Origin of the sequence: Pseudoalteromonas prydzensis (assembly GCF_011050055.1) — a bacterium.
In the GTDB taxonomy this organism is placed as follows: Bacteria; Pseudomonadota; Gammaproteobacteria; order Enterobacterales; family Alteromonadaceae; genus Pseudoalteromonas; species Pseudoalteromonas prydzensis_A.
The window spans coordinates 1-5,634 of sequence record NZ_DRGM01000011.1 but is presented as its reverse complement, the minus strand read 5'-3'; the positions used below and the strand labels follow the sequence as shown (position 1 = coordinate 5,634).

Annotated in this window: 6 protein-coding genes and 1 tRNA gene; 5 read left to right on the top strand and 2 right to left on the bottom strand. The window is 40.7% G+C overall.

Annotated elements, in window-relative coordinates:
- From ligA to msrB, 5 genes are all read left to right on the top strand, one after another.
- Positions 1-1,192, top strand: a 1,192-nt coding sequence (ligA, locus tag ENH88_RS00785) for an NAD-dependent DNA ligase LigA (RefSeq protein ID WP_304178443.1), incomplete at its 5' end; no start/stop codon positions are given.
- On the top strand, positions 1,185-1,529 hold the full coding sequence (locus tag ENH88_RS00780) for a DUF3392 family protein (protein WP_304178441.1): 345 nt from the start codon (positions 1,185-1,187) through the stop codon (positions 1,527-1,529). The genes ligA and ENH88_RS00780, both read left to right, overlap by 8 nt.
- Positions 1,526-2,023 (top strand): DUF2919 domain-containing protein, encoded by a 498-nt coding sequence (locus ENH88_RS00775; protein WP_304178439.1) that lies wholly within the window; start codon positions 1,526-1,528, stop codon positions 2,021-2,023. The genes ENH88_RS00780 and ENH88_RS00775 overlap by 4 nt, the downstream gene beginning before the upstream one ends.
- Positions 2,024-2,031: 8 nt before the next feature.
- A complete protein-coding gene (locus tag ENH88_RS00770; protein ID WP_304178437.1) occupies positions 2,032-2,472 on the top strand; it encodes a hypothetical protein in 441 nt (146 codons plus the stop codon).
- 31 nt (positions 2,473-2,503) lie between these two features.
- Entirely contained in the window at positions 2,504-2,944 is a 441-nt protein-coding gene (gene msrB / locus ENH88_RS00765) for a peptide-methionine (R)-S-oxide reductase MsrB (protein WP_304178435.1), read from the top strand.
- Positions 2,945-3,076: 132 nt separating this feature from the next.
- On the opposite strand, the gene ENH88_RS00760 is transcribed toward msrB, so the two are convergent.
- On the bottom strand, positions 3,077-4,738 hold the full coding sequence (locus ENH88_RS00760) for a tetratricopeptide repeat-containing response regulator (RefSeq protein ID WP_304178433.1): 1,662 nt from the start codon (positions 4,736-4,738) through the stop codon (positions 3,077-3,079).
- 804 nt (positions 4,739-5,542) lie between these two features.
- A tRNA-Val gene (locus tag ENH88_RS00755) sits at positions 5,543-5,618 on the bottom strand.
- Positions 5,619-5,634: the final 16 nt, after the last annotated feature.

Genomic DNA, 5,634 nt, shown 5'->3' with positions numbered 1-5,634 from the left:
TCGCAGTAGTCTTAAATATGAAATTGATGGCGTAGTGATCAAAATAAACAACAAAGCACTACAAGAGCGGTTAGGGTTTGTGGCGCGTGCTCCGCGTTGGGCGATTGCGTATAAATTCCCTGCGCAAGAAGAGATCACTCAGTTACTGGATGTTGAATTTCAGGTTGGACGCACGGGGGCAATTACCCCTGTAGCGCGTTTAGAGCCGGTGTTTGTTGGTGGTGTTACGGTTTCAAATGCAACGTTACACAATCGTGATGAAATAGATCGTTTGGGTGTAAAAATTGGCGATACGGTGATCATTCGCCGCGCTGGTGATGTGATCCCACAGATCACCCAAGTGGTGTTAGAGCGTCGCCCAATTGATGCCAAGGAAATCGAGTTTCCGGCAACTTGCCCAATTTGCGACTCTCATGTTGAGCGTATAGAAGGCGAAGCCGTAGCGCGCTGTACTGGCGGCCTGGTGTGCCAAGCACAGCGCAAAGAAGCAATTAAACACTTTGCCTCACGCAAAGCACTCGATATCGATGGCCTAGGTGATAAAATTGTTGAGCAGCTGGTGGATAGAGAGCTCATTAAAACCCCTGCAGATTTATTTATCCTTAAGCAAGGGCATTTTGAGTCACTTGAACGGATGGGGCCAAAATCAGCGAAAAATCTGGTTGCAGCACTTGATGATGCGAAACAAACCACCTTGGCTAAGTTTTTATACTCTTTAGGTATTCGAGAAGTGGGTGAAGCGACGGCGCAAAACTTAGCAAATCACTTTTTAACGCTTGAAAAAGTAACCACGGCTACCACTGAAGCGTTAGTTGAAGTGAGTGATGTCGGTGAGATTGTAGCCAAGCATGTACGTGGTTTTTTTGCTGAACAGCACAACTTAGATGTCGTAACTGCCTTAATAGAGCAGGGTATTCATTGGCCTGAACTTATTCCGCCAAGTGAGGATTCACAGCCACTAGCGGGTTTAACATACGTGTTAACAGGGACTTTGAACGAGCTTAATCGTAATGACGCCAAAGCACGTTTACAACAATTAGGCGCAAAAGTGTCTGGCAGTGTATCAGCGAAAACAGATGCCTTGATTGCAGGTGAAAAAGCCGGCTCTAAGCTGACTAAAGCGCAAGAGTTAGGAATTGATGTTCTGACCGAAGATGATTTAATTGCGTTACTGGTGAAACATAATGGATAGTATTATTGTGCTTTTTCAGAATCTAGCGCTGACTTTCGGTCAGTGGCTAAAACCGTACTTGTATAATATTGCATTATTATTGGTGGTTTGTTTGGTGTCTTTGTATGCCAATGAAATTATTAAAACGACGAAACGCTTTGTAGCAAGGCGTCACTTTATAGTGAGAGTCTGTGTATTTGTACTGGTAACTGGGTTCGGTTTTGGTTTATTAGTGGTATTTGTGACGCCGTTAATTAGCCAGTTATTGATGTTTTTTGGCACGCGTTGGTTAGGGATAACGGTGATCACGGCATTTATCTTACTTGGCATACTAGCCGATAGGAAAAACCAGCTATGAAACGTTATGGGCCAGAGTACTGGGATAAGTACGGCACATACCGTACACCAATCGCATTTCATTTAAGTTTATTGGTATTGCTGCGTGCGTACTTTATTTGGATCATAGCGGCGCTTAGCCGTCGTCCTGAGCTTGATTTAATGTCGTTGGCATTTCGCTCAAAAAGTGATTTTTTCAGTGCTTTGGCCATTGGCGCTATTGCGATTATTCCGGCGGTGGTGTTTTGTTTGCGCAGGCCGCAAAAAAGTGCTGAGAATGCAGCACGTTTTGCCCGAATATGGCGTTTTATGCGTTGGCCATTATTGGTCTGTGCTGCAGTCGACTTAAGTTGGTTGGTTATTCAAGCCGCCCATAGCTATTATCAGTTCTCGATGTTTTTAGCCTTGCAAATGGTAACTGTGTTGTGGGTGTTACTGTATTTAGCCAAAAGCCGTTATTTAACGGTGTTTTTTAATGACTGGCCCGATCCAGAAACCGATAATAAGAGTACTTAGGAACAGCAATGCAAAAAATTAATCAACGATTGGCGTTGATCGTCGGTTGTTTTGGCATCGTATTATTATTGTTGAGCGTATTTACAGGGCTATTTCAACAGGCTTGGTTTGTATTTTTAATCGCTTTATGGCTGTTTGTATTTAGCTCATGTTGTTATCGGCTGACGCCACTCTTTATAGCGCGTAACCCGCTCAGTAAATTTATTCAGCGTGAGCAACAACACCTTTTACTGTTTACCTTGTCTGGATTTTTCGATAGGACGCATGGTCCGCAGTGGCTGTTAATTGCTAGTATTGAGAAAATACAGTGCCGTGATGATCAATGCACTATTTTTTCCAGCGAGCAGCGCCAATGTGTGATTAGCTTGCCAGCCTCTAAAGCTGAACTTATGCATTACTTTAATGGTCTTTTTACAGAGCATGAAAAGCAGGCAATTATAATTGAATGAAATTAACCCATCTTACTCAATGAGGTCAGTTATGTTGAATTGGAATGATATTCTAAATTTTGCCAATAAAGGTAATCCAAAGCCGAGCCGTAAAGTAGTCAAAACCGAGCAGCAGTGGCGTGAACAACTAACCGAACAAGCGTTTTATGTTACCCGCAACAAAGGCACGGAGCGGCCACACAGCTCTGACAGCTGCACCTTGTTTGAACCAGGTAAATATGCCTGTGTGTGCTGTAATAACTTGTTGTTTGATGGCGATGAAAAGTTTGATAGCGGTACTGGCTGGCCATCGTTTACTCAGCCAGCAGAAGTAAATTCAATTGCTTACAACAGTGATAAAAGCTATGGCATGCAAAGAATAGAAACGGTATGTAACGTGTGTGATGCGCACTTGGGGCATGTATTCCCAGATGGCCCAATGCCAAGTGGTCTGCGTTATTGTATCAATGCCGTATCATTACAAAAATTATAATAACTAATCTTGCTTATCAACGTCCTACTGGATTTAATTTATTAATCCAGTAGGACTCAGAATGGTTATCACAGTAGTTTCTTATAAATTTATTATCTTTCATGGTGCCTAAACGACAGCTATTTAAATAGTTTATTTAGTTTTACCAGACTCTTCTAAATCCGTAAGTGTTAGCCCCATCGCGGTCGCTTGCAGCACTATTTTATTAAAGCGTTGCTGTTGCTCGTTATCCAGCGCCGTTGTATTTAGTAACGCATAACATTTCTTTGCCATCATGGTATTTAATGTTTGGCCATTTTGTTTGGTATTATCAAATAGACACTGCAATAAATTTAAAGCAATGCTGGAGTTACGAGGCATGACTCTAAATGCCTGAGTAAAAGCCTCAAGCGCGGTATTTAATTGACCACGATTAAACTGAGTCACTGCATGGTTATTAAGTTCTTTCGGTCCCATTTTTATATCGCGACGCTCGCTTTGCTGCTGCTGAATATACTTTAAATAAACCGGATCACTAACCGTAGGGTGACGCTCACAATGGCTGATAATTTGGTTGAACAGTGATTGTGCTTTATGATGAAAGCCCAGCTCATGAAATGCTTTTGCTTTATCAAGCGCGCCATCCACCGAGCGAATATGATTATCGTCATCATCGAGTTGCTCGATCAGCATTTTCGCTTTTTGATGCTCGTCTTTTAGGTAGTGTAGGCGGGCATTTAGTACATCAATTTGCGCTTGATTATGACTGTTTGGAAACTGGCTTTTTAAGTCAGTTAAGTACTTATTGGTTTGTCTTGAAATACGTTGAATTTGGTCGCTTTGATCTGTTGTTAAGGCAAAGTCAATACCTGCTCGTGCTGCGTTTAAATAGACATCGGGGTGATCGTGAATTGAGTGCTTGGCAAAATTAGCGATGTCTTTTTGTGTTAGGTAGTTCTTTTCATAATCGTGATTGATCAGTGAAACATGGCTAAGTGACTTTTGACGATCTATATTACGTGGTGCAATATCAACCGCTTGACTTAAAAAATCTTGCGCTAATTCGAACTGGTTTAATTTTATTTCTAACTTACCCAGCAAATCCAGTGCAACTAATCGTGTTTCATGGCGTTGTAGCATCGTTCTAAGCATTCTTTGTGCAAGAATATGTTCATTATTCGCAATTAATGCTTCAACTAACCCTACCTTGGCCCAAGCGAATTTTTGAATGTCTAATACGGATTTAAAAAAGACTTTTGCTGTGTCTGCACGTTTTAAGCGAAGCAGGGCATCGCCTTTTAAACGTAATAGTATTGCACTGTAAGCATTGCCTTTTTTATCTAGTGCAGTGTTGATCTCTTTTAATGCTTTGGAGTCATTTCCATCGTCGATGTAGTTATATATTACTTGTAAGTTGCTTTTACGTAGCAGTATTCGTTCGATACGCGTTTTAAGATCATAGATGGTAAAGGGCTTTACTAAAAAATCATCAGGTTGCAGCTCTAAAACACTATGCACAAGGGAGCCGCTAGTCTCAGCAGAAATAAAAATGAAGCCAGTGGAGTTTTTTATTAGACGTTTAACCCGTAATTCTTCATACAGCTGATAGCCATCTTGATTTTTGCTCAGATTAAAAGAGCATACAATGAGATCAAACTGTTCACTGGTGCACTGCTCTTTAGCTGAATTTGCATGCTCAGCAAAGCGTAATTGCCGAAAGCCTAATTTTTCGAGCGATTGTTTCATATAGCTTTGAGCAAGTGGTTGCTCTTCAACTATTAGTATTTTTGCATTAGAAAAAATCTTTGCTGGCATTAGACTTGTGACCACGTGAACGTATCAGAGACTATAATAAACAGTCTAGTCGCTGACAAGGGAATTTAAAATTTAAAACCGCAGACTTCATATTTTTAATCAGTTATGGGCTTTTTCAAGCTGCTCAATTATAGCGTGTTATTGCTTGAGGGTTTTTATAGTGATAGGAGAGCCTAGGCTTGTTAAGCGCCTTGGTTGATGTTTCTCAAACTTAATTAGCCATTAAAGAACATATTAAAAGAGTTTAAGGTTTGCAAAAGAACTAGCGTATTAGAGGTTTTGTTGAATTTTATTTTTGACAGAATTATTAAGAGGTTTTATATGTGGTGGGTGATACTGGACTTGATACCTGCGACCCTCGCCATTATTTGTGAAGGGTGGCGATGCTCTTTCTTTTCAGCTGAGCCAATTATCCATTAAAGAATATATTAAAAGAGTTTAAGATTTGGAAAAGAATTAACGTATTTGGAGGCTTTTCGAATTTTGTTTTTAACTGAATTACTAAGAGGTTTTATATGTGGTGGGTGATACTGGACTTGATACCTGCGACCCTCGCCATTATTTGTAAAGGGTGGCGATGCTCTTTCTTTTCAGCTGAGCTAATTATCAATTAAAGAGTATAACGTAAGGTTTGATTGAGGGTATTAAGAGGTTTTATATGTGGTGGGTGATACTGGACTTGATACCTGCGACCCTCGCCATTATTTGTGAAGGGTGGCGATGCTCTTTCTTTTCAGCTGAGCTAATTATCAATTAAAGAGTATAACGTAAGGTTTGATTGAGAGTATTAAGAGGTTTTATATGTGGTGGGTGATACTGGACTTGAACCAGTGACCCTCGCCTTGTAAGGGCGATGCTCTCCCAACTGAGCTAATCACCCACATATAAATTAAAAC

Coding starts and splice junctions, on each gene's coding strand:
- ENH88_RS00780 (WP_304178441.1), top strand. CDS start 1,185: ATGGATAGTATTATTGTGCTTTTTCAGAATCTAGCGCTGACTTTCGGT.
- ENH88_RS00770 (WP_304178437.1), top strand. CDS start 2,032: ATGCAAAAAATTAATCAACGATTGGCGTTGATCGTCGGTTGTTTTGGC.
- msrB (WP_304178435.1), top strand. CDS start 2,504: ATGTTGAATTGGAATGATATTCTAAATTTTGCCAATAAAGGTAATCCA.
- ENH88_RS00775 (WP_304178439.1), top strand. CDS start 1,526: ATGAAACGTTATGGGCCAGAGTACTGGGATAAGTACGGCACATACCGT.
- ENH88_RS00760 (WP_304178433.1), bottom strand. CDS start 4,738: ATGCCAGCAAAGATTTTTTCTAATGCAAAAATACTAATAGTTGAAGAG.